Raw genomic sequence first — 24,023 nt, forward strand, 5'->3', positions numbered from 1 at the left:
CTTCCATGCGAGCAAAAAATACTTCGGAAGCATAGGCTGAGTTTTTGGGAAGCATCTTCGATCACGCTTCTTAGCGAGCAAAAACTCACTTCGGAAGCATAAGCTTTTTTTGCGAAGCTTCTTTGATTTGGCTTCCATGCGAGCAAAAAATACTTCGGAAGCATAGGCTGAGTTTTTGCGAAGCATCTTCGATTACGCTTCTTAGCGAGCAAAAACTCACTTCGGAAGCACAGGCTGAGTTTTTGCGAAGCATCATTCGATCACGCTTCTTAGCGAGCAAAAAACACTTCGAAAGCATAGCGCTGAGTTTTTGCGAAACGTCTTCGATTACGCTTCCGTGTGCTGCCTGAGCCTCAAAAGCTGCTGTTCTGCACAATTTGCAGCAGTCCTGGCTCGCCTGCGCCTCCAAAAGCTGCCGTTTCGCACAATTTCCAGCAAGTCTGGCTCGCTTGTTCCTTCAAAAGCTGCTGTTCTGCACAATTTCCAGCAGTCTGGCTCGCCTGCGCCTCCAAAAGCTGCCGTTTTGCACGATTTCCAGCAGTCTGGCTCACTTGTGCCTCCAAAAGCTGCTGTTCTGCACAATTTTCAGCTGTCTAGCTCGCTTGTGCCTCTAAAAGCTGCTTTTCCGCACAATTTCAGAAATTTGACCCGCTGGAGCCTCCAAAAGCTGCATTTCCGCACATTTTCCAGCAGTCTGGCTCGCACGAGGCCGAAACCGACGCAGCTCCTAGTACTGATCCGCCGCAAGCTACAGCGTATACTGTTGGCTCCGAATAACCCGGGCCGCAATGCTCCGCTTCAGCGCGATGGTATCGTCGAGCGGCGCGCGCATCAGCTTCTTCAGCACGGCGAGCTGCGTTTGCAGCGCGTCGCCCGTCTCCACGGCAGCCAGCGTCGTCTTCGCATACCGTTCCACGCGCTCCATCGCTTCCTGCACGAAGACGACCGTCATCTCGACGGCATTGCGGGCGCGGGTTACTGCGGCGGGGTCTTCCGCAGCTTTGCGCAGCATTTTACGCGTTCGGAGCGCGGCGCTCTCCATCGCGAACGTTTGGATCATCATGTCCGCCAGCAGGACGAGCACCTCCTGCTGCTGCTCCAGCGCAAGCCCGTACTTTTGCACGGCCAGACCGCCGATGGCCAGAAACGTTCGCTTGGCCTGCCCGATCCGGTACGTTTCTTTGCTGAGCGGTTCGTCGAACGGGGGCAGCGGCATCGGCTGCAGCAGCTCCGCCTGGAGGGCGCGCGCTTTGCGCAGGAGCGGCAGCTCGCCTTTGAGCGCCTTTTTCATCAGCGTGCCGGGAATAAGCATCCGATTGATTTCGTTCGTGCCCTCGAATATCCGGTTGATGCGGGAGTCGCGGTAAATCCGCTCGACTTTATACTCCTTGATATAGCCGTAGCCGCCATGAATTTGCACCGCTTCGTCCGCCGCGTAATCCAGCGCTTCCGTCGCGAACACTTTGTTGATGGAGCACTCCAAGGCATATTCGGAAATCGCTTTTGCCGCCCTGGCTCCGGCTTCGCTTGCAGCGCCTCCCTCGGCTTCGGCGTTCCTCAGCATCTCGTCGATCCAGCCAGCCGTGCGGTACACCATACTTTCCGTCACGAAAGCCGCGATATTCATATCCGCCAACTTCGCCCCGATGAGCGGAAAAGACGCGATCGGACGGCCGAACTGCTTGCGTCCGTTCGCATACTTGGCGGCCAGCCCGACCGTCTCCTTCGCCCCGCCGACGCAGGCCGCGGCGAGCTTGAAGCGCCCGATGTTCAGGATATTGAACGCGATGAGATGCCCTTTGCCCACCTCGCCGAGCACGTTTTCGACCGGAACCGGCGTGTCGTCGAAGAAGATCGGACAGGTCGATGAGCCTTTGATGCCCATCTTGTGCTCCTCCGGCCCGATGCTGAAGCCCGGCAAGCCCCGTTCCACGATGAAGGCGGTAAAATGATCTCCGTTCACCTTCGCGTAAACGATGAACACGTCGGCAAAGCCGGAGTTCGTAATATAGAGCTTGGAGCCGTTCAGCACGTAATGCGTGCCCTCGGCGTTAAGCCGCGCTTTCGTCTTGGCGCCCAGCGCGTCGGATCCGGACGATGGCTCCGTGAGACAATACGCCGCGATCTTCGTGCCGGCGGCCAGATCGGGCAGGTACTTCGCCTTCTGCTCCGGCGACCCGAAGAAGACGATCGGCAGCGTGCCGATGCCGACGTGGGCGCCGACGGACAGCGCAAAAGACGACGCCTCGGCCAGCGTCTCGGCCAACAGCGTCGAGCTGACCTTGTCGAGCCCGAGCCCTCCGTAAGCTTCCGGCACGTCCGCGCCAAGCAGGCCGAGCTCCCCGGCCTTGCGCATGAGCTCGACCGTTAGCTTGTAATCCAGCGCCTCGATTTCGGCGTCGCGGGGACGAATCTCGCCCTCGAGAAACGCGCGCGCCGCAGCGCCGATCATCACCTGTTCGTCGGTGAAATCCTCCGGCGTGACGATGTCCTCCGGCGCCATGTCCTCGACGACGAAACGGCCGCCCCAACCTTTGTTTTGAGCCATACCATTGCCTCCTTTCTCAATCAAGCAGGCGATGCATCAGGGGAACATTACAATGACAAGGGGATGAAATATGGAGTACTGATTGCGATAGATGCTCGAGCTGCACCGGTTGACGATTGGCCGGCAGCCCGCTCGTGACTGCCTGCACTGTTCGCGCCGGTTCCTGCATCAGGCTGCGCCGTTGGTGCCGTGCCGGCAGCCCGTTAGCGGATTGCCAGCAACAGGCGCGTTTGCCGCCTCACGCATCCGCCGTGAAGACGCCCGCAGCGCCCATGCCGCCGCCGACGCACATGGAGACGATGCCCGTGCCTCCGCCTCTGCGCCGCAGCTCTTGAATCAGCGAAACAGACAGCTTCGTGCCCGTGCAGCCGAGCGGATGACCCAAGGCGATCGCGCCGCCGTTGACATTGACGATGGCCGGATCGATGCCGAGCTCCCGGATGATCGGCAGGCATTGTGCCGCAAACGCCTCGTTCAACTCAAAAACGTCCACCTGTTCCAGCGTCAGTTTCGCTCGGGCGAGCGCTTTGGGAATCGCCTCGATCGGCCCGATGCCCATCACCTCCGGCGCGACCCCTGCCACGCTGTAGGCACGGAAATGCGCCAGCGGCTTGATGCCAAGCTGCTCCGCTCGCTCCCGGCTCATGACGATAACTGCCGCGGCGCCGTCGCTCATCTGCGACGCATTGCCCGCAGTGACGGTACCTTCCCGGGCAAAAGACGGCTTCAGCTTCGCCAGCACATCCGCGGTCGTGTCCGCGCGCACGCCTTCGTCTTGGTCGAACGTAAACGACTTGGACCATGGCCTTCCATCGTCGCCGACGCCTTCCCGCTGGGCATGTACCGGGACGATTTCGTCGCGGAAGCGGCCCGCGGCAATGGCCTGCGCCGCTTTGCGATGGCTCTCCGCGGCAAAAGCATCCTGCGCTTCGCGGCTGATGCCGTAGCGCCGGGCCACCTCCTCGGCCGTGTGGCCCATGCCCATATACACTTCCGGCATGCGGTCCGCGATGCCGGGATGCGGCGAAAGCTTGAAGCCGGTCATCGGGACATGGCTCATGCTTTCAACGCCGCCGGCGAGCACGATATCCGCCTCGCCGAGCCGAATGCGTTCCGCGGCGTAGGCGATCGCCTGCAGCCCCGACGCGCAAAACCGGTTGACGGTGACGGCCGGGGTCGTCACCGGAAAGCCCGCATACAGCGTCATGATGCGGGCAAAATTCAGCCCCTGCTCGCCCTCGGGCATCGCGCAGCCGATGACGACGTCCTCGACATCGGCATAGTCCAGCCCGGGCACGCGGTCGACGGCCGCGCGCAGCACGGCGCGGCCCAGATCCTCCGCGCGCGTGTCCGCGAGGCTGCCCTTCTTCGCTTTGCCGACGGCGGTGCGTACGGCCGATACGATCACGGCATCCCGCGGGTTTTTGGTCGCGGTCATGGTCGGTTCCCTCCTTTAAATTGGTGGAATGCAGGCGGCTCATGCCTTTGGCGCTGCACGCCAGCGATACGTATGAGCCGCTGATACATGTTAGAGCCAGCGGCTATCCCACTTCACTCGATCATGCAGCGTTTCCAATGCCTGAAGTCGATCTATTCAACCAGTTTACTTGAACATCCAGCGTTTCCTCCGCCTGTAGTCGATCTATTCGACCACTTCACTTGAACATCCAGCGTTTCCAATGCCTGAAGTCGATCTATTCGACCACTTCACTCGATCATGCAGCGTTTCCTCCGCCTGTAGTCGATCTATTCGACTATTTCACTCGAACATCCAGCGTTTCCAATGCCTGAAGTCGATCTATTCGACCACTTCACTCGAAGATGGCAGCATTTCCACCGCCTGTAGTCGATCTATTCGACTATTTCACTCGAACATCCAGCGTTCCCACCGCCTGCAATCGATCTATTCGACTACATTACTCGAACTTTCAGCGCCCTAGTTGCGCAGCGGCTTTCCGGTCGTCAGCATATGCCGCATGCGCGCCTGCGTCAGCGGCTCGCCGCAGAGGCTGAGGAACGCCTCGCGTTCCAGATCGAGCAAATACTGCTCGCTCACTTCCGCGCCGGGCGCCGCGTCGCCGCCGGCGAGCACATGCGCCAGCTTGCGGCCGATGAGCGCGTCATGCGGACTTGCCAGACCGCCGAGACGCATGTTTTCGACCGCGAGCTGCAGTACGGCGCGGCCCTCTCGGCCCGCGACGCGGATCCGCCGCGCCGACGATGGCGGCGTATAGCCTTCGCGGTCCATGGCCAGCACGGTCCGTTTCGCCTCTGCCGTGCGCGTCTCGCCGCGGATAACGACGCGGTCATGCGGCCGCATGAAGCCGATGCGGGCGACATCGTAGCCGCTCGTGGACGTTTTGCCCATCGCGATCGTCTCGAACAGCGCGTTGACCTGCGGCTGCAGATCGCCCGCCGCTCCCGCCCTGTCGTCGGCGAGCGAGGCCGCTTCCTTGCAGCCGCCTCCGGCCGGTATCAGGCCGACGCCCGTTTCGACGAGACCGAAATACGTTTCCGCGGAGTAGACGATCCGGTCCGCCGGCAGGCATGCTTCCACGCCACCACCCAAGGTCATTCGATGCGGCGCCGCAACGACAGGACGGTCAAGTCGCTTCAGCGTCAACATGCTGTTTTGAAAAAGGGAGATGATGTCGTCGATTTCGTCGAAATCGCCGTTCTGCGCTTCGAGCAGGAGCATCATCAGATTCGCGCCGACGCAGAAATGGCGTCCTTCGTTGGCGATGACGAGCCCGCGCCAGTTGCGGCTGACCTCCTCCGCGCTCTGTCGGATCGCGGTCAGGATATCTCCGCCAATCGCATTATTCGGAGAATGAAAGACCAGTCCAGCCACTTCGTCGCCCAAGTCGAGCAGCGAAGCGCCGTTGTTGCCGAGCACGACGCGGCCGCCATCCTTGAGCGCTTTTAGCGAGATGACATCCGGTTCTTCCTCCTGCAGCCTGTAAGCGCCGTCGCTGACGTAGAAGCGCTGCAAGCCTTCCTGTTTATAAAAGCTCCGGCTGCCGACGGCGAGCCAATCCTCCACCCACGACGGGATATCGTCGCCTTCCGCGCGCATCCGCTGCACGGCGCGCTCCAGCCCGATCGCGTCCCACAACTCGAACGGACCCAGCTCCCAATTGAAGCCCCACACCATCGCGCGGTCGATATCGGACACCGTGTCCGCGACGACGCCAAGCTGCCGGGCCGAGTAGAGCAGCACCGTCTTGATCGTTTGCCAGGCGAACTGGGCGTAGCGGTCATTCGTGTCCGTGAAAAGCAGCGCTTTGACTTTGGCGACGGTACCTTTTGCCTGTTTGGCTGCTTCGATGACCGGCGAATTGACGCTGCGTCTTGGCGCGTAGGTCATCGTGTCCAGCTGGAGCGTCTCGATGTCGCTGCCGCCGCCGGGCCGTTTGATTTTGCGATAGAAGCCGCCGCCCGCCTTTTCGCCGATCCACCCTTTGGCCACGAGCGCTTCCAGCTCCGGCGGTCTTGCGAAAGCCGCGCGCTCCCCGGCGTCCTCGCTTCGTTCCCGCACGTTGTCCACGACATGCAGCAGCGTATCCAATCCGACCAGGTCCAGCATGCGGAAGGTGGCGGTCTTGGGCCGGCCCATGGCGGGACCCGTCAGCGCGTCGACCTCGTCGATGCCGAGCCCGAAGCTGCGCATCGCCTCGATCGTCGTCAGCATGCCGTACGTGCCGATCCGATTGGCGATAAAATTCGGCGTGTCCTTCGCGAGGACGACGCCTTTGCCGAGCTGTTTCTCGCATGCCGCGGTCAGCCGGTCCAACGTATCTGCGGTGGTGGCCGGTCCGGGTACGATCTCGACCAGCTTCATATGACGGGGTGGATTGAAGAAATGGGTCACCGCAAACTGCTCCCGGAACCGCTGACCGCGCCCTTCCGTCATCGCCGCCACGGACAGACCCGACGTGTTGGACGAGACGAGCGTGCCCGCCTTCAGCACGGACTCGATCCGTTCGAATACGCTCCGCTTGATGTCCAGCCGCTCGACGACGGCTTCGATGATCCATTCCGCCTCGCCCAGCTTGCCGAGATCGTCCTCCAGATTTCCCGGCGTTATGCGCCGGGCAAAAGATACCTCGTACAGCGCCGGCGGTTCCTGCTTCGCCAGCCTGGCGACGCTTGCCGCGGCCAGCCGATTGCGGACGGCCCGGTCCTGCAGCGAGGCACCCGCCCGCTCTTCCTGTTCCGTCAGCGCGGCCGGCGGCACATCCAGCAGCAGCACCTGCATGCCCGCATTGGCGAGATGGGCGGCAATTCCTGCCCCCATCACCCCCGATCCTATGACAGCCGCACGGCGTATCGTCGGCGTCGATCGTTCTCCCACACCGCTCCCTCCTTTTGCTGTGTTTTTGTTGCCGCTTAGGCGGCGAGTGTCGGCGAGTCGCCCGGTGAATTCGCCCAGGTACGGCTCCATGTAGGCTACTGGATCACCCTCTTGCGGCGAATTCGCAAAAGTGCGGTGCCATGTAGGCTACTGGATCACCCTCTTGCGGCGATTCCGCCAAAGCGAGGCTCCATGTAGGCTACTGGAACCCTCTTGCGGCGATTTCGCCCAGGTGCGGCCCCATGTAGGCTACTGGATCACCCTCTTGCGGCGAATTCGCCAAGGTGCGGCTCCATGTAGGCTACTGGATCACCCTCTTGCGGCGAATTCGCCCAGGTGCGGCTCCATGTAGGCTACTGGATCACCCTCTTACGGCGAATTCGCCCAAGTACGGCTCCATGTAGGCTACTGGATCACCCTCTTGCGGCGATTTCGCCCAGGTGCGGTGCCATGTAGGCTACTGGATCACCCTCTTGCGGCGATTCCGCCAAAGCGCGGAGCCATGTAGGCTACTGGATCACCCTCTTGCGGCGAATTCGCCCAGGTGCGGCTCCATGTAGGCTACTGGATCACCCTCTGGCGGCGAATTCGCCCAGGTGCGGCTCCAGTAGGCTACTCAAACACCCTCTTGCGGCGAATTCGCCCAAGTGCGGTGCCATGTAGGCTACTGGATCACCCTCTTGCGGCGATTCCGCCAAAGCGCGGAGCCATGTAGGCTACTGGATCACCCTCTTGCGGCGAATTCGCCCAGGTGCGGTGCCATGTAGGCTACTGGATCACCCTCTTGCGGCGATTCCGCCAAAGCGCGGAGCCATGCAGGCTACTGGAACCCTCTTGCGGCGATTTCGCCCAGGTGCGGCCCCATGTAGGCTACTCGATCACCCTCTGGCGGCGATTTCGCCCAGGTGCGGTTCCATATAGGCTACTGGATCACCCTCTTGCCGCGATTTCGCCCAGGTGCGGTGCCATGTAGGCTACTGGATCACCTTTTTGCGGCGATTTCGCCCAGGTGCGGTGACATGTAGGCTACTGGATCACCCTCTTGCGGCGATTTCGCCCAGGTGTGGCTCCAGTAGGCTACTGGATCACCCTCTTGCTCCAATTTCCGCTAGCTAATTAGTGTACATGCGGTGCATGGTGCACCGCTTGCTCCCTCCACCGCTACCGGCCCCCGAATACGCTTTCGGCCAGCAGCTCCGCAACATCGCGGGCACGGACCTCACCCTCGGCGTCGTGCAGCTTGATGCCGTCCTCCATCATCGTCAGACAGTACGGACAGGCGGAGCCGATGACCGTCGGGGACGTATCAAGCGCCTGCGCCGCGCGGACTTCGTTTACCCGGGTACCGCCTCGCTCCTCCATCCACATCAAGCCGCCGCCGGCGCCGCAGCACAGGCCGTTCGAGCGGTTTCGCTCCATCTCCAGCAGCTCCACGCCGGGGATGGCGCGCAGCAGCGCTCGAGGCGCGTCGTAGATGCCGTTGTAGCGGCCCAAGTAGCACGAATCGTGATACACGACACGTTCTTCGACCGGATGTGCAGGTACCAGCGATCCGTTCGCCAGCAGTCGGGCAAGCAGCGTCGTATGATGCTCCACCGCCACGGAGCGTTCGAGGCCGAAGTCGACGTATTCATTCTTCAACGCATTGAACGTATGCGGACAGATCGTGACGACGCGGCGAATGCCGTAGCGCTGCAGCGTCGCGACATTCTCGGCGCACAACGTTTGAAAAAGCAGCTCGTTGCCCAGTCGACGCGCGGTATCGCCGGAATTACGCTCCTCGCCGCCGAGCACCGCGAACGGGATGCCCGCCTGCTGCAGCAACCGCACCACCGCGAACAGCACCTTGCGGCTGCGCTGATCGTACGCGCCCATCGTGCCTGCCCAGAGCAGCAGCTCGGGCTGTTCGCCGCGCCCGGCGGCTTCCCGCATCGTGCGCACGGGAGGCGCATCCGGCACCGCCGCTTCATAAGCCGCGAGCCAAGCCGCCCGCTCGGCGCGGGGCAGCCCCCACGGATTGCCCTGCCGCTCGATATTTTGCATGGCGCGCTGGGCTTCGGACGGCACGCGGCCTTCCGTCAGGACGAGGAAGCGGCGCATGTCGATGATTTTGTCCACATGCTCGTTGCCGACAGGGCACTGATCCTCGCAGTTCCGGCACGTCGTGCACGACCACAGCTCCGCCTCCGTCATGACGTCTCCGATCAACGCCACGTCCGCCACGGATGTATCCGCCTGCACATGCCAGGCCTGCTTCTGGGCCGTCATCGTCGGCTCGATATCCGTCTGCGCCGCATCCGCTCCCCCGGTCCACAACGGCATGACGCCCGACATCACGTGAGCGCTCGGCTGAACGTTTCCGCCCCAAGCAGGGACCCAGGGTGATTTTGAGGTGATCGCGGCGCCCTTCTCGGTCAGATGATCGCGCAGCTTGACGATCAGATGCATCGGAGACAGCAGCTTGCCCGTGCTCGAAGCCGGACAAACATTCGTGCAGCGGCCACATTCGACGCAGGCATAGAGGTCGAGGAGCTGTTTGGACGTAAAATGCTCCACCGTCCCGACCCCGAACGACTCCGCCTCCTCATCCTCCAAATCAAGCGGCGCCAGCCTGCCCGGCGGAGAGCGGCGGCTAAGCCACAAATTCACGGGTGCCGTGAAGATATGAAAATGCTTCGATTGCGGCACGTACACGAGAAAACCGAGCAGCACCGCCAGATGCAGCCACCAAAACACTTCATAAAGCACGTTGCCGGCAGCCGCAGAGAACCCGATGTCCTTGAACCCGTCGGCTAGTGCCGAGGAGACCGGAGCATGGCTGTCATAGAGCGAAGCCGATGCGTTCGTGCCCGACGCCGCCGCCCCTTCATGCAGCCGATCGAAGGCCTGCGTCAGCAGCACCGTCACCATGAGACCGCCGATGAACCACAGCACGACCGACGGCTTCCAGCCGCGCTTCAGCCGCCGCAGCTGCTCGACGTAACGCCGGAACGCCCCGTAGAGAATCGCCAGCAGCACGAGCGACACGGTAATTTCTTGGGTCAGCACAAACCCTTGGTACGCCGGATAGGGGAGCGCCGAACCCGTGAGCCCTTTCCACACGATATCCGCCGCGCCGAATTGCAGCACGATAAAGCCATAGAACAGGACGACATGCATAAGGCCGCTTCGGAGATCCTTCAGCAGCTTGCGGTGGCCGAATACTTGAAGGCTCCAGGCAGTCAGCCTTTCAAACCATGGCGCAGCGCGAGTGGCTAGCTCGGCGTTTGCCGTGAACGAAGTAATATGGAGCATTTCATCCCGGTGATCGTTCTCGGGATCGCCCGAATCGAACGGAGGCGGCGGTTTTCGCTGCTCCGTCCTGCCCAGCAGCATGTAACCCACCCGTCTGCGGACCACGGTATAGAAGCAGACCAATGCCGTCAGCGTCAAAAGCGCAAAAAAGAACCATCGCAGCGACAAAACCAGCGCGTGCGCGCTCAATCCCTCCACCATGCTCCCTCCTTCCCACGGAAACGCGGAGTGTTTTTCAGTATATGTCCGGGCGGTCGGCAACATGTCGCGAAGGTGTCGTTCCGGCAGTCCGCTGGGGTCTATTTCGAGGGCCAAGTTCATAAGGTAACAGGGGCGGCAGCGGCTTTCGGATGGCTTATTTTATCGTATTCGGCGGCCGTGGGACGGTATGACTGCCGCAAGCGGGAACAGAACGATCGGGAGGTGCAGTGGACCTAATGCAGCTGGTGGTGTTGATCAAACAAACCTTCGATACGGAAGAAAAAATCGAGCTCGCGAACGGGGCTGTCGCCGAGGACGGCGTCAAGTTCATTATGAATCCGTACGACGAATACGCACTGGAGGAAGCGCTGCGACTGCGCGAGGCGCACGGAGGCAGCGTGACGGTCGTCTCCTGCGGAACCGACCGGGCGACGGAGACGCTGCGCACCGCGCTTGCGATGGGCGCCGACGAAGCCGTGCTGATCGCGCAGGATGGGCTTCCGGACGACGGCAGCGCCGTCGCGGCCGCGCTCGCCGCCGCGGTGCGGGAGCTGAAGCCGGACCTGGTGCTCGCGGGGCTTTTTGCCGTGGACCGTGGCGCGGGCAGCATCGCGCTCCAGGTAGCGGAGCGGCTCGGACTGCCGAGCGCGTCGGCGGTGTTGAAGCTGTCGGTGGAGGACGGCGGCGCTGGTGGCGCAGCCGGCGGGAGTTCGCTGGCCGGGGCCAAGGGAGCGGGCTCGGCGCCAGGCGGCCAAGCCGCGAGCGGCGCCCCTTGGGGCGGCGGCGACGGCAAGATCGCCGTCGCCGAGCGGGACACGGAATGGGGCGTGGAGACGGTCGCGATCCCCCTTCCCGCGCTGATCACGGCGCAGCAAGGGCTGAACGAGCCGCGTTACCCTTCGCTGCCGGGCATTATGAAAGCGAAGCGCAAGCCGCTCCGCCAGTGCAGCACCGCGGAGCTCGGTCTTGACGCGGCAGCGCTCGCGCCGCGGACGGAACGCGCGGCGCTCCTGCCGCCGCCGGCTCGCGCGGCCGGCCGCAAGCTGAGCGGCACGCCCGCGGAGCAGGCCGAGCAGCTCGCGGAGCTGCTGCAGCGCGAAGCGAAGCTGTTCTAAGAGAGGAGGTCAAGGAGCAATGACCGATACAACGCAAGTGAAGGCACTCGTGTACGCCGAGTGCCTGGACGGCAAGCTGCGCCGCGTGGCGCTGGAGGCGCTCGGCGCCGCGCGGCTGCTCGCCGGGGACGGCGGCGTCGTGCACGCCGTCCTCGTCGGCGGCGGGCCCGGGGCGGCGCTGCGAGAGGCCGCCGCCGAGCTCGCCGCCCGGGGGGCGGGGGTCGTCCACGTCGTCGACGACCCCGCCCTGGCCGGCTACGCGCCGGAGGCGTACGCCGCCGCCATCGGCGCCGCCATTGCCGCGGTGCAGCCGAGCATCATCGTGCTCGGCCACACCGCGGCGGGGCGCGAACTCGCGCCCCGCGTGGCCGCCGGCGTCGGCGGCGGCCACGTCGCGGACGTGACCGCCATCGAGCCTGCCGGCGATGGCGGCGCTGCCGCGCTCTTGACCCGCCCGCTCTACGCCGGCAAGGCGTTCGAGCAGCGGCGGTTTCTTCCCGGGGCGCCGCAGGTCATCACCGTGCGCCCCAATAACTTGCCCGTCGCGGAGCCGGTCGCGCCCGGCAGCGAGGGCCGGATCACGGCGCTGCCGTATCAGGCGCCGCCGCTCTGGACCGTCGTCCGCGGCATCGTGCGCAAAGCCGGCGGCACGGTCGACCTCGCCGAGGCGGACGTCATCGTCGCCGGCGGCAGAGGCGTGCGCAGCGCGGAGGGCTTCGCGCCGCTGGCCGCGCTGGCCGAGGTGCTCGGCGGCGCGGTCGGAGCCTCGCGCGGCGCATGCGACGCCGGCTACTGCGACTACACGCTCCAAATCGGCCAGACCGGCAAGACCGTCACGCCGAAGCTCTACATCGCCTGCGGCATCAGCGGCGCCATCCAGCATCTCGCCGGCATGAGCCAATCCCGCGTCATCGTCGCGATCAACAAAGACCCCGAAGCGCCCATATTCGGCGTGGCCGATTACGGGATCGTCGGGGACTTGTTCGAGGTCGTGCCGCTGCTGACGCAGCGGTTTCAAACGCTGTTCAACAAGACCGGCTGATGCATGACGGCGATGGGATGCTTGAATTTCCCCCAAAAAACAGCATCAGCCAAGGACGTTCATTCTCGTCCTTGGCTGATGCTGTTTATTTTTAACTCGCGTTCTCGGTTAGTTCCTTATCTTCGTTCTTCATAGTGGGCGCTTTTTTTACTAACAAGAAGTAAGACAACATCGCCGCGGCGCTCGTGCATAGCAAGATAATGCCCATCGGAACGGCGGTGTCTTCGCCCGCGATGCCGACCAGCGGAGAGACGACCGCGCCGAGCAAGAAGGGAATGACCCCGAGAAGAGCTGCCGCGCTGCCCGCCATATGGCCTTGGCTCTCCATCGCAAGCGGAAAGGCCGCCGTGGACGTAATGCCGAGTGACGAGACGAAGAAAAACAACGGAATCACTAGGGCGAACAGCGGGCCATGAACGATGGCAACGACCAAGACGACGGCTCCCGCCACACAGGCTGTCACAAGGCCAACCAACAGGAAGGTGTGCTCGGATACGCGATGCGCCATCTTGCCGACCAGCGTGGAACCGATGATCAGGCTCACGCCGTTCGAAGCGAACAGAATCGCGAATACCGTAGGAGATACCCCGTAAATGTTCTGGTAAATAAAGGGCGTGCCCGAAACATAAGCGAAGACCCCCGCGATCATAATACCCTGTGCCAGCATGTAACCGGTAAACTGGCGATCGCGCAAGAGCGAGCCGTAGTTCCGCAGCTGCTCCATGAAATTGCTTGGCTTGCGGCGTTCAGCGGGCAGCGTCTCCCGCAGCTTCCATTTTGTCATCGCCAGCAAGTAGATGCCGAGCAGTGCCAGCGCGACAAACACGCCGGTCCAAGCAGTAATGGCAAGAACCCCGCTGCCGCTGACCGGCGCGACGAGCGGACCGAGATTTCCGACCAGCAAGAGCAGCGAGAAAAATTTAGTCAATTCATGGCCGCTGTACAGGTCGCGTGCGATCGCGCGGGAAATCACGATCCCCGCGGAAGCGGCAAAGCCTTGCACGAACCGGAATACGATCAGCATCCCGATATGGGGCGATATCGCGCACGCAATCGAAGAGGCGACATACATGGCCATGGAGATCAGCAGCGGATTTCGTCTTCCATAGACGTCGCTCAGCGACCCCATGACGAGCTGGCCGATGCCGAGACCGAGCAAACAAGCGGTCAAGCTAAGCTGAACCAGCGAGGCCGTCGTGTCGAACTGCTTCACGATTTCCGGAAACGCCGGCAAATACATATCGATGGTAAAAGGTCCCAACGTCGAAAACAAACCGAGCAGCAACGCTAATCCAAATACGTTTTGTTCTTTCTTGATCGTCATGATTAAGCTAATCTCCTATTCTGCATTCCAATCCTTCAACGCGCCTGAGCTTAAGAGATAGTTTACGGCTTCGAGTAGGCTCGAAGTCAACTTTTTTGTTTTGGTAAACGTCAAAAGCCCCGTGCGCCCCTTCCGGCTAAGCCGATCAAGGACGCCGGGGCTTTTGACGGCCGGCCAACGGTAATTGTTCTGCTATCTGCTTTTCTAGGCCTGTAATGCCTTGCCTTTGATGCCTCTGTTGCCTTTATTGCCTTTGTTGCCTTTGCATTAGTTACCTTGCATCTGCTGCCTTTGCATCAGTTACCTTGCATCTCTCGCCCTGCCTCGTTTGCCCATCCGGCTTTGCTCATCCCCCAAGCCTGCGAAACGCTTCGCCGACCACGGCGTGCGCCAGCGCAAAGCTCGTTACAATAATCAGTGCGATGACAGCCAACGCGATCAGGATCAAGCCAAATGAAGGTTTCTTCGGCCCTCTTGGCTCCGTCAAGCTCCGCTGCTCGTCCTCCGTATGACGCATACCCGCCGCTCCCTTCTACGAATGAAGCTTACTCCTCATAGAAGATCATATGCGGCTTCTCGGCCTTATAGTAGGACAGCCTGTCTGCCAGCGAACCGGTATGGAATTCGAACTTATGTCCATCGGGATCCGCAAAATAAACGGAGCGCTTGTCGCGTTCATCCCGTTCGCGGCCCGGGAGGATCGTGGCGCCTATCGCCTTCAGCCGTCCAACGGCATCATCGAAGTCCGCATCCTCGACCGTAAACGCCAGATGGGTATACGATTGCCGAATCTCATTCCGGGGGATATCCTTCTCCTCGTTCAGCGCCAGCCATAGTCCATTCAAGTCGAAGTAGGCCAGGCTGCGGCCACGGACCTGCAGCTTCGCCCCGAATGCCTCCTGATAGAAAACGATTGAGCGCTCCAAGTCCGACACCGAAAAGAGCAGATGATTGATGCTCCCGATTTTCATTTATCGTCACTCGCTTTACATGGTTGCTTCGCTTCTTGCCATTTTGCCGGTTCCCCGGCGCACTCCCGCATCGCTCAACTCGACCGCTTATGGCTAAGCAGCCACCGGAACAGCTCCGGATTGGCGTACGTCTGTTCCATGATCTGATGAGAAAGTCCCGGATACCGGGTAAAGAGCACCTCCGCGTTCGTCCGCCGCAGTGATTCGATTAATTCGATCGACCGCTCGATCGGCACTTGATCGTCCTCGATGCCGTGGAACGTCCACACCGGCAGCTTGACGCTGCGCATCGCTTCCGTTTCGTGCCAGCCCGCAAGCGGAGCCACGGCCGCGAACCGCCCGTTATCCCGCACAGCGTAATCCCAAGCACCGTTACCGCCCATGCTGAAGCCCGTCAAATAAACGGCGGCAGGATCGACATTGTATTCGCTCATCACGCCGTCGAGCAGGGCCAGCACTTCATGCCGGACGGCGGGCCAATACGAATGCGCCGGACATTGAGGCGCCAGGATGAGAAATTTAAAGCCTTTCGTGTCGGCCGCAGTCTTCAGCAGTCCGTAATCGTCCAGCAGGCCGATGTCCGAGCCGCGTTTCTTGATGCCGTGCAGGAAGACGATGATCGGCCAAGGCCGGCTTCCGTCGTAATGATCCGGTACGAACAGCTTGTATCCGATCTCGGCTTGAATCGCAACGGAAGCTTCAAACGAACGCGATAAAAGTGTCATCGGCAGTCTCCTCTCCGGTTAACGGGAATAGGCGGCAGACAACTCCGCCGGTTTACGCGCCGTAATTCTTAAAATCGATTTCCAAAAACCGCGATACTTCTACTTCCCAACGGGTTTGCACGAAATCCACATGGACCGGATGGGCATTGTAGGCCTCGTATTCGGCTTGATCGGCGAATTGCATCGAGAATCCATAATCATAGTCGTTCTTCGGGCTCACTTGCTTGAACACGCTGAAGTTCTTCACGACGGGAATCGAGGTCAGCAGACGCTCGCCGTCCCGCAGGAAGGTATCCGCCGCTTCCGACCCTACCTCATGCTTCAAGTTGAAAATCACCATATGTTGAATTTGTCCCATCCTCATCATCCTCCTGTTAATGGTCTATTACCCTCAAATCGCAAGGATTACGATCTATATCCTCAGCGTTATTCCGGCTTCCTACGTATCCCGCGAGAACAGCAAAATGCCGTCCCGCTCCTCCCAGCCCGACCTTGCCCAGAAGCCGCTGCCGATTTCGTTGCTCGCGAGAACGAACAGATGGCATTTGGCGATGCCCGCTTCGCGGAGCTTCGCCAGCCCAAGCTTCACGAGCGTGCCGCCGATCCCTCGGCCGCGCTGGCCCGGCGCGACCGCCACGTGGTACAAGAAGCCGCGCCTGCCGTCATGCCCGGCCAGCAGCGTGCCAAGCAGGCGATCTCCCTCGTTGCAGACGAAGCTGCAGCCCGGATTGCGTTCCAGGAAGCGCGCGATCTCTTCCCTGGAGTCCGAGCTGCTCAGCACCATGCCCTCCGTTGACGCCCACAGCGCATAACTGGCCTCGTAATCGTCGATCGTCATTTCAAGGTACGTCAACTCCATTGTCGTTCCACTCCCAGAAGCTTGTCTTCTTCAAACGTGAGCCGATAAACGTCCGGCATCGACAGGCGCTGCCAGAACGAGTAGTCGTACCGCTCGTCGAACGCCTGCAGCAGCATCGCCAACAAGTTGCCATGCGTGCCGACGGCAATCGTTCTGCCGCGATAGTCCCGCAGCAGCTCCAGTAAGGCCCGCAACCCCATAGCCTGCGCCTCGCGAAACGACTCTCCGCCGGGCAGCGCCGCGTCCGGGTCAGCGAACGACCGCTCGATCGCAGCCAGGAACGCCTCCTTCGACAGGGGAGCTTCCCCGCCGTGCAGCCGCCTCTCCCGCCAGTCTTCGACGGTTAACACCGGCAAGCCACGGTCATCGGCGATACCCTGCACGGTCAGGACCGCACGCGTATACGGGCTGGAAACGATGGCATCTATAGGCGTTTGCCGAAGCTGTTCCGTCAACCGAAGCACATCCTCCTGCCCTTGCGCCGTCAATCCCCTCGTACGCTCCTCGCCGAGATGGACGGACGATTCGGCATGACGAATAAGCAGCACGGTCGTTTGCAAGGCCTGTCCTCCTTTCGCCTAAGCGCGGCAAACTGATTTCTAGTATAATCCATAGTAACACATCAGTTGCGACAGATGACGCCGTTTTTTTCATCGCGCCAGGCAGGGACGGGCCATGAATAATCCGCGATTCAGAAGCCATGCTAACCGGTTAGTGATTCCTATTCCAAGCGCATGCGTCAAAGGAGGCTCCATATGCTGGAGAAATATCGGCTGAACGAGAAACGTAGTGTGTCTCTGGGGGATTTCGACCCGGAGGATACGGCAGGCATCAGCGGCAAAGACGAGATTGCCGAAGCGTTCGATGATTTGAAGGACAAGCTGAAGGAGCATCAGGAGAAGCTGTACGCAGGCAAAACGAACGGCCTGCTCATCCTCTTCCAAGGCATGGACTGCAGCGGCAAGGACGGCGTCATCAAGAAGGTGCTCGCGGGCCTCAACCCTCAGGGTTTCCGGGCGGAAAGCTTCAAGAAGCCCACGACGGACGAATCGGCGCATGATTTTCTATGGCGGACGCATCGGGTCGCCCCGGCCAAGGGTGCAATCGTCGCGTTCAACCGGTCGTATTACGAGGACGTGCTCATTACGCGGGTCCACGACCTGATCGACGGGAAGGAAGCCGCCAAGCGGCTGAAGCATATTAGTCATTTCGAGAAAATGCTGAGCGACAGCGGCATCACGATCGTCAAGATTTTCCTGCACATTTCGCCGGACTTCCAGCTTGGCAAAATCAAGGAGCGGATGGAAAACCCCGAGAAGCTGTGGAAATTCGATCCGAACGACCTCGAGGAGCGGCGGTACTGGAAGGATTATACGAAGGCGTACGAGCAGGCGTTCAAAGCGACCTCGACCAAACGCAGCCCGTGGTATATCGTGCCGGCGAACAATCGCTGGTTCCGGGACTATCTGGTGCTGCGCATCGTGGAATCGGCGCTTGACGGTCTCGACCTGTCCTACCCCGAGGTGGACATGGCTCCGTTCCGGACGGCTGCCGGCTTGGACGAAGCACAAGACAATTGATCGACAGGCTAGGCAGTGTCATTATTAGCGAAGCGGGTGCATGGGAGAGACGATTCCCTATGCATCCGCTTTCTTTATTTGGCTTGGCCTCGAATGGTAAACTTTACGTCGAAAGATAGGCAGCAGCACGGACAACGAGGCGTTGACATTCTATGAGCGCAGGAGTATAACAAAGATAATAGTCAACCGAACATTCAACCTCGTTGATGGGAACACGCGCGTGATGCAACAGGCAATCCCCAGAGAGTCGGCGCCCGCTGAAAGCCGACGTTTGCCCGCGTACGCCGCATCCTCCCTGAGAAGCCATGCCGAACCGTCGGAGCTCCGCATCCGATCGCGCAGTAAGCATGGACGGTATCCGCCGTTACACGGAGCGCGTATGATGGTACGCGGCGGAGAGTCGTTCTTGGCGAGGCAGCATGGCAGCCCGCTGGAGCGAAACTAGGGTGGTAACGCGAGAGTGATCTCGTCCCTTACAGGGACGGGATTTTTTTGTGCATACCGGTGTTTGAACTTATCGGCAAAAGGGAGCTGGAACGCAATGGGGAACGAAAGAAACTATGAGGCGCTTACGGTGGGCCTGACGGAAATCGCGCAGGCTCAAATGCATGTGAAGGAAGTATCGGCGCGCACGCCCCTGCAGCAGAACCGCGTGTTATCGGAACGCTACGGCTGCAATGTCCTGCTGAAGCGCGAGGACTTGCAAGTCGTCCGCTCCTTCAAGCTGCGCGGCGCCTACCATCTCATCAAATCGCTGCCGGAGGAGCGTCTGATGCGCGGCGTCGTATGCGCGAGCGCCGGCAATCATGCGCAGGGCGTCGCTTACTCCTGCCAGACGCTCGGCATTCCGGGCAAAATCTTCATGCCGAGCACGACGCCGCGCCAGAAGGTGAACCAAGTGGCGTTCTTCGGCGGCCCCAACGTGGAAGTCGTCTTGACGGGCGATACGTTCGACGATGCCTTCCGCGAAGCGGTCGAAGCGAGCCGCAAGGAGGACCTGGCGTTCATCCATCCGTTCGACGATCCTAAGATCATTGCCGGCAACGGTACGATCGGCAAAGAAATCATGGAAGCGATCGAGACCGCGCCGGATTTCATATTCGTCACGATCGGCGGCGGCGGGCTTGCGGCCGGCGTTGCCGCTTACGTCAAAGCGGTCTCCCCTTCGACCAAACTGATCGGCGTGGAGCCGGAAGGCGCGCCTTCGATGCGGATATCGCTCGATGCCGGCGAAGTGATCGCGCTCGAGACGATCGACAAGTTCGTCGACGGCGCGGCGGTGAAGCGCGTCGGCGAGCTGACGTTCCGCATGTGCCGCGAGCTGCTGGACGATATCGTGCTCGTGCCGGAAGGCAAAGCGTGCACGACGATGCTGGACCTCTACAACGAGAACGCCATCGTGGCGGAGCCGGCCGGCGCGCTGCCGATCGCGGCGCTTGATCTGTACCGCGACCAGATCGCGGGCAAGACGGTCGTCTGCGTCGTGAGCGGCGGCAACAACGACGTCGACCGGATGCAGGAAATCAAGGAACGATCGCTCGTGTTCGAGGGGCTGAAGCATTATTTCATGGTCAGCTTCCCGCAGCGCGCGGGCGCATTGCGCGAGTTCCTCGACGAGGTGCTGGGACCGGACGACGATATCACCCGCTTCGAGTATACGAAGAAGCATAACAAGGACAACGGCCCGGCCCTGGTCGGCATCGAGCTGAAGAATCCGCAGGATTACGAGCCGCTCGTCGAGCGCATGAACCTGAAGGGACTTAGCTTCGTGGAACTGAACAAGCATCCGGTGCTGTTTAATTTGCTGATCTAAGCGGATGAGCGTTAAAGCCTGCGGCAGGGCTTTAGGGCAAGGGCAGCCAATTAGCGGAATACGTAGCAAGAGGTGCACCCATGCACCTTTGCTACGCCAGTTCATTAAATTCAGAGCTTGCCCACCCATCTGACCGCCAGAGCTCCTAATTTGTGCCTTTCGTGCAGCTTACGGGACCACCTCGCTTTCCAATGGGTGGGATTTGTGCCTTTTGAGTCACTTTCGGACCCCGTGCACCGCCTCCCCTTTTATCATCTGACCGCCTCATTCTCGGGCATCTCCTCTTCCCCTTACAATCACTTCACAACCTGCTGACGGCCCAGTGACATTCCCGCGCTATGCTTCCGTCAGGAGGTGTTTTTCGCGATGAAAATCATGATTTTGTATGCCTCTTACGGCGACGGGCATTTGCAGGCCGCGCGCGCCATAAGCGAAGCCATCGTTGACCGCGGGCTGGGAGAACCGCTGCTTGTGGACCTGCTTGCCGAAGCTCATCCCTGGATTAACGCGGTAACCAGACGGGTATATATGAGAAGCTATTCCTTGATTCCCGGCCTGTACGGCTGGCTGTACGACCGGACCAAGCCGATGAAGCACGACTCCGTCTTCGCGAACTGGCTTCATTCCTTCGGCCGCGGCCGGCTTCGCCGGATTCTGGAGCGGGAACGTCCGGATGCCGTTATCCATACCTTCCCCCTCCTCGCCATGCCCGCCCTTAAGAAACGCACCGGCCTCCGCATTCCTACCTGCACCGTCGTGACGGATTTCGATCTTCACCGGCGCTGGGTCCATCCCGATATCGACCGCTATTACGTACCCACCGAAGACATGAAGAAGGAGCTCCATGCGCTCGGCATTTCCGGCAGGCGCATTTGCGTCAGCGGCATACCGATCCGGCGCGGCTTTCGCGGTGCTTCCGTCGATCCGGAACAAGGCGCGCGATTCGGTTTTCGCAGCGGCAGCCCGGTCGTGCTGATTATGGCAGGGGCACAGGCATCCGTTTCCGGCGTCGCGGCTATGATTTCTCCATTATTTGGGTATCCTGATCTTACCGTCTCTGTCGTCTGCGGACGCAACGAAGCGCTGGCTTCCGCCCTGCCGGAGCAGTTCAGTGAAGCCAGCGGTGAAGGAAGGCTGCGCGTCTTCGGCTATGTCGAAGACATGCATGAGTTGATGGCGCAAGCCTCCTGCATCGTCACCAAATCAGGCGGCGTCACGCTTGCCGAATCGCTTTCGCTTGGCCTGCCGATCTTCGTTTATCGGCCCGTTCCCGGCCAGGAACGAAACAATGCGCGCTATCTTGCGGGCAAGGGCGCAGCCCGGATTACCGAGACGCCGGAGCAGCTCGCACAAGAAATCGACCGACTCATTCACGATCCCGTCCTTCTCATGCAGCAAAACATCCGTGCGCGCAAATTCCGCTTTCGGGATTCGGCCGTTACCGTCGCTTTGGATTTTTGTACAGGATTGCCCGTCGCGAAGAGGACTTACGTCCGTCCGTCGTGAGCGATACGTCAGCAGCCCCGCCGGACGCAGTGCCCGCGGGGTTCGTCCTGAACTATTTTCGAATTCGTTTCAAACCGAGGCGTTCATCCATACTTCGCCAAAACCTCGGCCTTCAAACGATTAAAATGGTTGACGTCATCGCCAACATAATCTGCCTTTGCAAATTGAGCTTCCGTCATCTTACTCAGCTGCTGCTGAGGTTCCGTGATGTTAAGATCGAATTTCCCTTGATCCAGTCCTACGATCGCTTCAACGCCTTTATCGGAGGTATGGGTAAACAATAGATATCGGCCCCCGGCGTCCATTATTTTGTAGCCCTCATGGGTTATATAACGGTCGCCTTGCATATAGCCCGGTTCTGCGACTTCAACGATATCGCCTGCTTGGAACGTTCCTTTAAAAACTTTTGCGACTTGAACCCTAGACACGACGTAACTATCCAATATCGTCCCATCCGCTCCCGTCAGGTAACGCTTGATTGGTTTGTCGCTGGTTAGCTTCACTTCCATTATGGTTGTCGCGTCGGCTTCGACTTGTTCGAGATGGCTATAAATCTTCCTATCCGCTTCTCCGCCGGGGGCAATCGCAATCGTTCTTGGGGATAGCGCAGCCGTATGATTGTTCGGGATTTCGCCCGAGTACCCTGCGAGCAAGGCAAGAACAGCAGCGCCGAAAGCAACCGTACGCCATTTCATCTCATGATCACCCCTGACGGATTCGTATGCTTGCTTTCCTTATTAGACTGTCAACAAGTGGAAAATGTTGCTCGTCATCGAGCGCTGGACGCCGGTCGGCACCATCGGCTTGGATTTATGTTCCAGCTTTGCATATAATGAGAAGGACATCCTTCCGCCTATGCCGGCCGCGAAGGCGCGTCACGCTTCGGCATGACCGGTTCGCTAGCCTGCGGCATACCGTATTTCCGCAAAGAGATGTTCAGCCTTGGTTACCGTTCCGCGCGTATGACGGCAAAGGCCGGTTACCAGTCTTGAACAAGAAGGACGTGTGAGAGTTGAATCTAATCGAAACCTGGCTCCGACAGATCAAGGGCATGGACTTGGAGCATTTGCAGAAAACCCTGGAGAGCTACTCCGCGTTCGGACCGCTTCCCGGCATTCTGCTTCCTTTCGCGGAGTCGTTCATCCCCGTGCTGCCGCTGCTCGTTTTCGTGGCGGCCAATGCCAATATATACGGGCTGTTTCTTGGATCGCTCTATTCGTGGATCGGCGTCTGCAGCGGATCCCTGCTGCTGTTCTGGCTCTCCCGCAAGCTCGGCGGCCATTTCGGCGGCTGGCTGCGGCGCAGATTCCCAAAAGCGGCGAAGCTGCTCGGCTATATCGAGCGAAAAGGCTTTACGCCGATTTTTCTATTCGCCTGCTTCCCTTTCTCCCCGTCCGCGCTCATTAATGTCATTTCCGGCTTAAGCGGCATTTCGCTTCGCTCGTTCGTGCTCGCGATCCTGATGGGCAAAGCCGTCATGATTTTCACCGTCTCCCTGCTCAGCTTCAATATCGGGGAACTGACGGAGCAGCCTTGGCGGATATTATTGGCGCTCGTTCTGCTGGCCGTTATGTGGTTCGGAGGCAAAAGAATGGAAAGCCGGTATCAAACTTAATCCTATCCCGTTCGGAGGAGGATGTTCGCCGCATGATGAATGCGATCGCAACGACGATCGTCCTGGCCGCAGCCGGCACGCTCGTCGCCGCCATGATTTATATTCTTAAGCTTGCCTCCGACGATTCCGGCAATGCCTCGCAGCTGCGGCAGTTCGTGGAGGTCATATTCAATGGCAGCTCTAATCGGCAGGAGGCCGCTGCAGCCGAGGATGACGAGGCAGCCGCGCTTCGCAAACAGCTCGCCGAGAAGCATGGCGAGTCTTTCAACGAGCCCTGCCCCGCCTGCGGCGACACCGTGACACATGAGGATACCTATTGTCCAGGCTGCGGACTGCGCCTCGTTTAAGTGCCGGCAGCGAACCGCAAGTCCAGCCCGTGCACATAGTTTTGGCTCCTCCGTGGCACACTGATGGTGGATTCTCATGACTTATCGCGATCTGGAGGACGATCCATCATGTCAGGCGAACACCCTTCCCATTTGCAGCGTGACGCAAGCCGGGCGCAGTCCAAAGCGGATCGTGCCGGCAAAGGCAAGGCAGCGGCAAGCCAAGCGCAATCCGAGGCCGACCGCGCCGCCGTGCCGAAGCATGGCCTGTAGCCGGCAGCGCTTCGAACCCATCAGGAGGAGATCGTTATGAGCGAAAAACAAGAGCATTTTGAAATGGAGCCTCTATCCGGCGAGCCCGTCGAAGTGGACGGCGTTTACAAGAACGAGTGGGGACGCGAGGAGAAGCTGAACCGCGGCGACGTTTTCCCTGCAGATCCGCAGCTTGGCACGACGGAATGGGATCTCGTGCAGCTTGATTTCGATAACCATCACGAAGGCAAGACCGATTCCCGGCTCGTGCCGAAGAAGGATACGACCGCGCATGAGGCGCACCTGCAGCATCCGCGCCGTCATCCCGACGATACGAAGGAAGACAACTGACCGACGGCAGTTCAAAACCCGCTGGCCAACGCTTCGCGAGAGGCGATTGGCCAGCGGGTTTTTTGTTGTTTTTGTATGTTCCTCTTTTGCACCGGGGCTTTCGCAGAAGCATAGGCTGGGGAGGCTGTCTTGCTGCAGCTTTTTTCG

General features: G+C 60.4%; 23 protein-coding genes. 9 read left to right on the forward strand and 14 right to left on the reverse strand.

The features are described from left to right. The 6 genes from AC0YNU_RS26260 to AC0YNU_RS26285 all read right to left on the reverse strand — a co-directional run. The coding region (locus AC0YNU_RS26260; RefSeq protein WP_475761791.1) for a hypothetical protein at window positions 1–186 on the reverse strand (186 nt) is incomplete at its 3' end. A 167-nt stretch (window positions 187–353) separates the two neighbouring features. Further along, entirely contained in the window at window positions 354–551 is a 198-nt protein-coding gene (locus AC0YNU_RS26265; protein WP_475761793.1) for a hypothetical protein, read from the reverse strand. A 197-nt stretch (window positions 552–748) separates the two neighbouring features. After that, window positions 749–2,548 carry an acyl-CoA dehydrogenase family protein gene (locus AC0YNU_RS26270; RefSeq protein WP_475761795.1) on the reverse strand — a complete coding sequence of 600 codons (1,800 nt, stop codon included), beginning with the start codon at window positions 2,546–2,548 and terminating at the stop codon, window positions 749–751. A gap of 238 nt (window positions 2,549–2,786) precedes the next feature. Continuing rightward, window positions 2,787–3,986 (reverse strand): acetyl-CoA C-acyltransferase, encoded by a 1,200-nt coding sequence (locus AC0YNU_RS26275; RefSeq protein WP_475761797.1) that lies wholly within the window; start codon window positions 3,984–3,986, stop codon window positions 2,787–2,789. Between the two features lie 498 nt (window positions 3,987–4,484). Continuing rightward, on the reverse strand, window positions 4,485–6,902 hold the full coding sequence (locus tag AC0YNU_RS26280; protein WP_475761799.1) for a 3-hydroxyacyl-CoA dehydrogenase/enoyl-CoA hydratase family protein: 2,418 nt from the start codon (window positions 6,900–6,902) through the stop codon (window positions 4,485–4,487). Between the two features lie 1,161 nt (window positions 6,903–8,063). Beyond that, on the reverse strand, window positions 8,064–10,397 hold the full coding sequence (locus AC0YNU_RS26285) for a (Fe-S)-binding protein (protein ID WP_475761801.1): 2,334 nt from the start codon (window positions 10,395–10,397) through the stop codon (window positions 8,064–8,066). A gap of 236 nt (window positions 10,398–10,633) precedes the next feature. Here AC0YNU_RS26285 and AC0YNU_RS26290 point away from each other — a divergent pair, with 236 nt between their 5' ends. Beyond that, on the forward strand, window positions 10,634–11,512 hold the full coding sequence (locus AC0YNU_RS26290; protein WP_475761802.1) for an electron transfer flavoprotein subunit beta/FixA family protein: 879 nt from the start codon (window positions 10,634–10,636) through the stop codon (window positions 11,510–11,512). A 19-nt stretch (window positions 11,513–11,531) separates the two neighbouring features. Then, a complete protein-coding gene (locus AC0YNU_RS26295; protein WP_475761804.1) occupies window positions 11,532–12,554 on the forward strand; it encodes an electron transfer flavoprotein subunit alpha/FixB family protein in 1,023 nt (340 codons plus the stop codon). Between the two features lie 91 nt (window positions 12,555–12,645). Here the strand turns inward: AC0YNU_RS26295 and AC0YNU_RS26300 are convergent, their stop codons facing one another. The 7 genes from AC0YNU_RS26300 to AC0YNU_RS26330 all read right to left on the reverse strand — a co-directional run bounded on the left by AC0YNU_RS26300 (window position 12,646) and on the right by AC0YNU_RS26330 (window position 16,993). Next, a complete protein-coding gene (locus tag AC0YNU_RS26300) occupies window positions 12,646–13,878 on the reverse strand; it encodes a multidrug effflux MFS transporter (protein ID WP_475761806.1) in 1,233 nt (410 codons plus the stop codon). 346 nt (window positions 13,879–14,224) lie between these two features. Further along, complete coding sequence (locus AC0YNU_RS26305; protein WP_475761808.1) at window positions 14,225–14,395, reverse strand: hypothetical protein; 171 nt, start codon at window positions 14,393–14,395, stop codon at window positions 14,225–14,227. A 28-nt stretch (window positions 14,396–14,423) separates the two neighbouring features. Continuing rightward, window positions 14,424–14,849 (reverse strand): metallothiol transferase FosB, encoded by a 426-nt coding sequence (fosB, locus tag AC0YNU_RS26310; RefSeq protein ID WP_475761810.1) that lies wholly within the window; start codon window positions 14,847–14,849, stop codon window positions 14,424–14,426. Between the two features lie 74 nt (window positions 14,850–14,923). Beyond that, window positions 14,924–15,574 carry a carboxylesterase family protein gene (locus tag AC0YNU_RS26315; RefSeq protein WP_475761812.1) on the reverse strand — a complete coding sequence of 217 codons (651 nt, stop codon included), beginning with the start codon at window positions 15,572–15,574 and terminating at the stop codon, window positions 14,924–14,926. 52 nt (window positions 15,575–15,626) lie between these two features. Next, the gene (locus AC0YNU_RS26320) at window positions 15,627–15,932 is read right to left on the reverse strand and encodes a Dabb family protein (RefSeq protein ID WP_475761813.1); all 306 of its coding nucleotides are present in this window, start codon (window positions 15,930–15,932) and stop codon (window positions 15,627–15,629) included. Window positions 15,933–16,013: 81 nt separating this feature from the next. Beyond that, complete coding sequence (locus tag AC0YNU_RS26325) at window positions 16,014–16,433, reverse strand: GNAT family N-acetyltransferase (protein WP_475761815.1); 420 nt, start codon at window positions 16,431–16,433, stop codon at window positions 16,014–16,016. Beyond that, window positions 16,424–16,993 (reverse strand): histidine phosphatase family protein, encoded by a 570-nt coding sequence (locus AC0YNU_RS26330; RefSeq protein ID WP_475761817.1) that lies wholly within the window; start codon window positions 16,991–16,993, stop codon window positions 16,424–16,426. Before AC0YNU_RS26330 ends, AC0YNU_RS26325 begins: the two co-directional genes overlap by 10 nt. 195 nt (window positions 16,994–17,188) lie before the next feature. Here AC0YNU_RS26330 and AC0YNU_RS26335 point away from each other — a divergent pair, with 195 nt between their 5' ends. The 3 genes from AC0YNU_RS26335 to AC0YNU_RS26345 all read left to right on the forward strand — a co-directional run bounded on the left by AC0YNU_RS26335 (window position 17,189) and on the right by AC0YNU_RS26345 (window position 21,332). Continuing rightward, window positions 17,189–18,013 carry a PPK2 family polyphosphate kinase gene (locus AC0YNU_RS26335; RefSeq protein ID WP_475761819.1) on the forward strand — a complete coding sequence of 275 codons (825 nt, stop codon included), beginning with the start codon at window positions 17,189–17,191 and terminating at the stop codon, window positions 18,011–18,013. A gap of 541 nt (window positions 18,014–18,554) precedes the next feature. After that, entirely contained in the window at window positions 18,555–19,826 is a 1,272-nt protein-coding gene (gene ilvA / locus AC0YNU_RS26340; RefSeq protein WP_475761821.1) for a threonine ammonia-lyase IlvA, read from the forward strand. A gap of 366 nt (window positions 19,827–20,192) precedes the next feature. After that, the gene (locus AC0YNU_RS26345; RefSeq protein ID WP_475761822.1) at window positions 20,193–21,332 is read left to right on the forward strand and encodes an MGDG synthase family glycosyltransferase; all 1,140 of its coding nucleotides are present in this window, start codon (window positions 20,193–20,195) and stop codon (window positions 21,330–21,332) included. A gap of 83 nt (window positions 21,333–21,415) precedes the next feature. Here AC0YNU_RS26345 and AC0YNU_RS26350 read toward each other — a convergent pair whose 3' ends face one another. Then, window positions 21,416–22,027 carry a hypothetical protein gene (locus AC0YNU_RS26350; protein ID WP_475761824.1) on the reverse strand — a complete coding sequence of 204 codons (612 nt, stop codon included), beginning with the start codon at window positions 22,025–22,027 and terminating at the stop codon, window positions 21,416–21,418. A gap of 317 nt (window positions 22,028–22,344) precedes the next feature. On the opposite strand from AC0YNU_RS26350, the gene AC0YNU_RS26355 reads away from it, so the two are divergent. From AC0YNU_RS26355 to AC0YNU_RS26370, 4 genes are all read left to right on the forward strand, one after another. Next, window positions 22,345–22,947, forward strand: coding sequence for a TVP38/TMEM64 family protein (locus AC0YNU_RS26355; RefSeq protein WP_475761826.1), 603 nt, complete (start codon window positions 22,345–22,347; stop codon window positions 22,945–22,947). Between the two features lie 32 nt (window positions 22,948–22,979). Then, complete coding sequence (locus AC0YNU_RS26360) at window positions 22,980–23,294, forward strand: zinc ribbon domain-containing protein (protein WP_475761828.1); 315 nt, start codon at window positions 22,980–22,982, stop codon at window positions 23,292–23,294. 108 nt (window positions 23,295–23,402) lie between these two features. Continuing rightward, window positions 23,403–23,546, forward strand: a complete 144-nt coding sequence (locus tag AC0YNU_RS26365; protein ID WP_475761830.1) for a hypothetical protein — start codon at window positions 23,403–23,405, stop codon at window positions 23,544–23,546. 36 nt (window positions 23,547–23,582) lie between these two features. After that, on the forward strand, window positions 23,583–23,876 hold the full coding sequence (locus AC0YNU_RS26370) for a transposase (protein ID WP_475761832.1): 294 nt from the start codon (window positions 23,583–23,585) through the stop codon (window positions 23,874–23,876). Window positions 23,877–24,023 lie beyond the last annotated feature (147 nt).

The organism is Paenibacillus sp. J31P316 (genome assembly GCF_056269105.1).

Bases quoted from the DNA above. Each gene is read 5' to 3' on its own strand.
- AC0YNU_RS26270 (WP_475761795.1), bottom strand. From the start codon at position 2,548: ATGGCTCAAAACAAAGGTTGGGGCGGCCGTTTCGTCGTCGAGGACATG.
- AC0YNU_RS26275 (WP_475761797.1), bottom strand. From the start codon at position 3,986: ATGACCGCGACCAAAAACCCGCGGGATGCCGTGATCGTATCGGCCGTA.
- AC0YNU_RS26285 (WP_475761801.1), bottom strand. From the start codon at position 10,397: ATGGTGGAGGGATTGAGCGCGCACGCGCTGGTTTTGTCGCTGCGATGG.
- AC0YNU_RS26290 (WP_475761802.1), top strand. From the start codon at position 10,634: ATGCAGCTGGTGGTGTTGATCAAACAAACCTTCGATACGGAAGAAAAA.
- AC0YNU_RS26295 (WP_475761804.1), top strand. From the start codon at position 11,532: ATGACCGATACAACGCAAGTGAAGGCACTCGTGTACGCCGAGTGCCTG.
- AC0YNU_RS26300 (WP_475761806.1), bottom strand. From the start codon at position 13,878: ATGACGATCAAGAAAGAACAAAACGTATTTGGATTAGCGTTGCTGCTC.
- AC0YNU_RS26305 (WP_475761808.1), bottom strand. From the start codon at position 14,395: ATGCGTCATACGGAGGACGAGCAGCGGAGCTTGACGGAGCCAAGAGGG.
- fosB (WP_475761810.1), bottom strand. From the start codon at position 14,849: ATGAAAATCGGGAGCATCAATCATCTGCTCTTTTCGGTGTCGGACTTG.
- AC0YNU_RS26315 (WP_475761812.1), bottom strand. From the start codon at position 15,574: ATGACACTTTTATCGCGTTCGTTTGAAGCTTCCGTTGCGATTCAAGCC.
- AC0YNU_RS26320 (WP_475761813.1), bottom strand. From the start codon at position 15,932: ATGGGACAAATTCAACATATGGTGATTTTCAACTTGAAGCATGAGGTA.
- AC0YNU_RS26325 (WP_475761815.1), bottom strand. From the start codon at position 16,433: ATGGAGTTGACGTACCTTGAAATGACGATCGACGATTACGAGGCCAGT.
- AC0YNU_RS26335 (WP_475761819.1), top strand. From the start codon at position 17,189: ATGCTGGAGAAATATCGGCTGAACGAGAAACGTAGTGTGTCTCTGGGG.
- ilvA (WP_475761821.1), top strand. From the start codon at position 18,555: ATGGGGAACGAAAGAAACTATGAGGCGCTTACGGTGGGCCTGACGGAA.
- AC0YNU_RS26345 (WP_475761822.1), top strand. From the start codon at position 20,193: ATGAAAATCATGATTTTGTATGCCTCTTACGGCGACGGGCATTTGCAG.
- AC0YNU_RS26350 (WP_475761824.1), bottom strand. From the start codon at position 22,027: ATGAAATGGCGTACGGTTGCTTTCGGCGCTGCTGTTCTTGCCTTGCTC.
- AC0YNU_RS26360 (WP_475761828.1), top strand. From the start codon at position 22,980: ATGATGAATGCGATCGCAACGACGATCGTCCTGGCCGCAGCCGGCACG.
- AC0YNU_RS26365 (WP_475761830.1), top strand. From the start codon at position 23,403: ATGTCAGGCGAACACCCTTCCCATTTGCAGCGTGACGCAAGCCGGGCG.
- AC0YNU_RS26370 (WP_475761832.1), top strand. From the start codon at position 23,583: ATGAGCGAAAAACAAGAGCATTTTGAAATGGAGCCTCTATCCGGCGAG.